Source organism: bacterium (assembly GCA_024224155.1).
Classification (GTDB): domain Bacteria; phylum Acidobacteriota; class Thermoanaerobaculia; order Multivoradales; family JAHEKO01; genus CALZIK01.
Window position 1 is genome coordinate 1 of record JAAENP010000440.1, and the last position, 2,734, is coordinate 2,734.

Annotated in this window: 2 protein-coding genes; both read left to right on the top strand. The window is 61.4% G+C overall.

The genetic code is table 11. From position 1 onward, the window contains the following. Positions 1-615: 615 nt before the first annotated feature. On the top strand, positions 616-969 hold the full coding sequence (gene tnpB / locus GY769_21595; protein ID MCP4204513.1) for an IS66 family insertion sequence element accessory protein TnpB: 354 nt from the start codon (positions 616-618) through the stop codon (positions 967-969). A gap of 31 nt (positions 970-1,000) precedes the next feature. Then, on the top strand, positions 1,001-2,587 hold the full coding sequence (locus GY769_21600) for an IS66 family transposase (GenBank protein MCP4204514.1): 1,587 nt from the start codon (positions 1,001-1,003) through the stop codon (positions 2,585-2,587). Positions 2,588-2,734 lie beyond the last annotated feature (147 nt).

Consider the following 2,734-nt stretch of genomic DNA (forward strand, 5'->3'; position numbering starts at 1 on the left):
TACAGTTTGTAACAATAGCCGGCCAGAAGCGGCCAGGAGCGGACCAGAGGAGGTGCACGTATGAGTGCACCAGGGGGGAGCAGCCAGGTATTCGCCGCCGATACGCCGACCGAATCGAACCGCCGCCTCCGCTTCCCGTTAGCCACTTCAAACGTAACCGTTCGGCCCTTCCCTCTTTTTCCGTCCTTGCTTCCCATTGGCCGATCCTCCATCTTGTCGGTGATGGAGGAAAGCCATGGTACGAGTTCGAAAAATACGGCGGATTCATCGCCGCCCCGAAGAGATCGAGCGCATTGTCCAGGCCTATGAAGCCAGCGGCCTGAGCCAGCGGGCGTTTGCACAATCCATCGATCTTTCACCGCAATCGCTTCGGAACTGGATTGTCAGGCGTCGAGAGCAACCCCGAAAGGCCCGACAAACACTCGTCCCCGTACGGATCGTGAAGACCGCCGCGGCATCCACCCCGTTTGAGGTTGTTCTCTCGAGCGGCCGTGTCGTCCGCGTTCCGCTGGATTTCGATTCCGACGAGCTTCGTCGGCTGCTCACGGCGGTGGAGTCATCGTGCTGAGTGTCTCGCCGGCGACACGGATCTTTCTGGTCGCGGGGATCACCGATATGCGCAAATCGTACGACGGCCTCTCTGCGATCGTGGAGCACGAACTGGCGGCGGATCCGCTTTCGGGACACCTCTTCCTGTTTTGCAACCGCAAGCGCAACCGGATGAAGGTACTTTGTTGGGATCGAACCGGACTGTGGGTATGCGCGAAGAGACTTGAGCAAGGCACGTTCGCCTGGCCGCAGACGGACGCGACGTCGATCGAGATGACGTCCGAGGAATTCGCGCTCCTCGTGGGTGGCATTGACCTCGCGCAGACAAAGCGGCGTCGTTGGTACACACGGCGCACGGGAGACAAGACGAAGCGAAGGACACTCGAAGAAAAACTTCAGCGCTACGCGAAAATCCCTTGATGAAACGCACGTCGGCGATATCTTTCGCATCATGACCGACAAGCTGCTGAACGAGAACACTGAACTGCACGAGATGAACGCCTACCTCCATGCGAGGAACGCACAGCTCGAAGCGGAGAAGCAGCAGCTCGAGGTGGAAAATCGTCGCCTCGCGGGTCGGGTCGACTGGCTTCTTCACAAGCTTTTTGGCCGTTCGTCCGAGCGCTTCGACAATCCGGGTCAAGGCAAGCTCTTCGAAGACGTGGAGCGGCTTTCAGCGGAAGCCAAGGCCGAGATCGAGAAGGAGCTCACCGCCGGCGACAAGGACGCACCGAAGCGGTCGCGACGAAACGGGCGAAAGCGCCTTCCCGAGGACCTGCCGCGCGAGCGGATCAAGCTCGATCTTCCCGAGGACGAGAAGATCTGTGAACACGGTCACTCCTGGGTGACGTTCGGGGAAGACACGACCGAAGAGGTCGACATCATCCCGGCGCAGATCTTCGTGCGGGAGTTTGTTCGACCCAAGTACAAGAACCCGACCTGCTCGGATCCGGAGTGCGGCGGCATCAAGATGGCGTCGCTTCCGGCGCGACCCATCGAGCAAGGGCGCCCGGCGCCCGGGCTCCTGGCGCACATCGCCGTGGCCAAGTACGGCGATCACCTGCCGCTCTACCGACAAGAGCAAATCTTCGAGCGTCACGGCATTGACATCGCCCGCTCGACGATGTGCGGGTGGACGATGGCGACCGGGAGCCTACTCCGGGGCATCTACCTCGAGATGAAGCACTCGCTCGTGAAGCAGCCCTACCTCCAGGCCGACGAGACGACGATCCGGGTGCAGGGGCTCAAGAAGGGCAAGATGCACACCGGGTACCTGTGGGGGTACGGGGTGCCGTGGGGTGAGGTGGTGTACGACTTCGCGCTTGACCGGTCGCACCGAAATCCCCTGAAATTCCTGGAGGACTTTGAAGGCCGGCTCCAGGCCGACGGGTACGACGGATACAACGCGATTGTCCGAGCGAAGAACGGCCGGGTGACACGGCTTGGCTGCTGGGCGCACGTCCGTCGAAAAGTCTACGATGCGCTGAAAACCTCACCAAACGAAGCCAAGGTCGTGCTCGCGGTGATCCAGAAGCTCTACCGAATCGAACGCACGATCAAGGGACAGGATCCGGCCGCCCGGGCCGCGGTGCGCCAGGAGCAAGCCCGCCCGATCCTCGACGACTTGAAGCTGCTGCTCGCGGCCTACGGCGAGGACCTTCTTCCCGAAAGCCCGCTCGGCAAGGCGATCCGCTACGCGCTCACCGAGTGGCCGTACCTCGAACGGTACATCGAGTTCGGCGAGGCCGAGATCGACAACAACTCAATCGAAAACACGCTCCGACCGGTCGCGGTGGGTCGCAAAAATTACATGTTCCTGGGAAGCCCCAACGGCGGGGAAGCCGCCGCCGTCCTCTACTCCCTGATCACCACCTGCAAGCGGCTGGGGATCAACCCCTGGGAGTATCTCAAGGACGTGATCGATCGGATCTCCATCCACCCAATGGCCCGCGTCTCCGAACTCACGCCGCGAGGCTGGAAAGAGGCGCGCGAGACTACCGCGCAGGAGCCGGCCGCGACCGATTCCCCGCAAACTTGAGACCGACCCGCCCACCCCTCAGCCCTGGAACCGTCGGACGGTTACCATCGAACCGATGGTTGTGTTTCTTTATTACAACGTTGACGGCGCGTTGAAAGTAAGGGATCGCCTCCTTTGGACGGTCGATTGAGGAGAGGAAAGACCCGA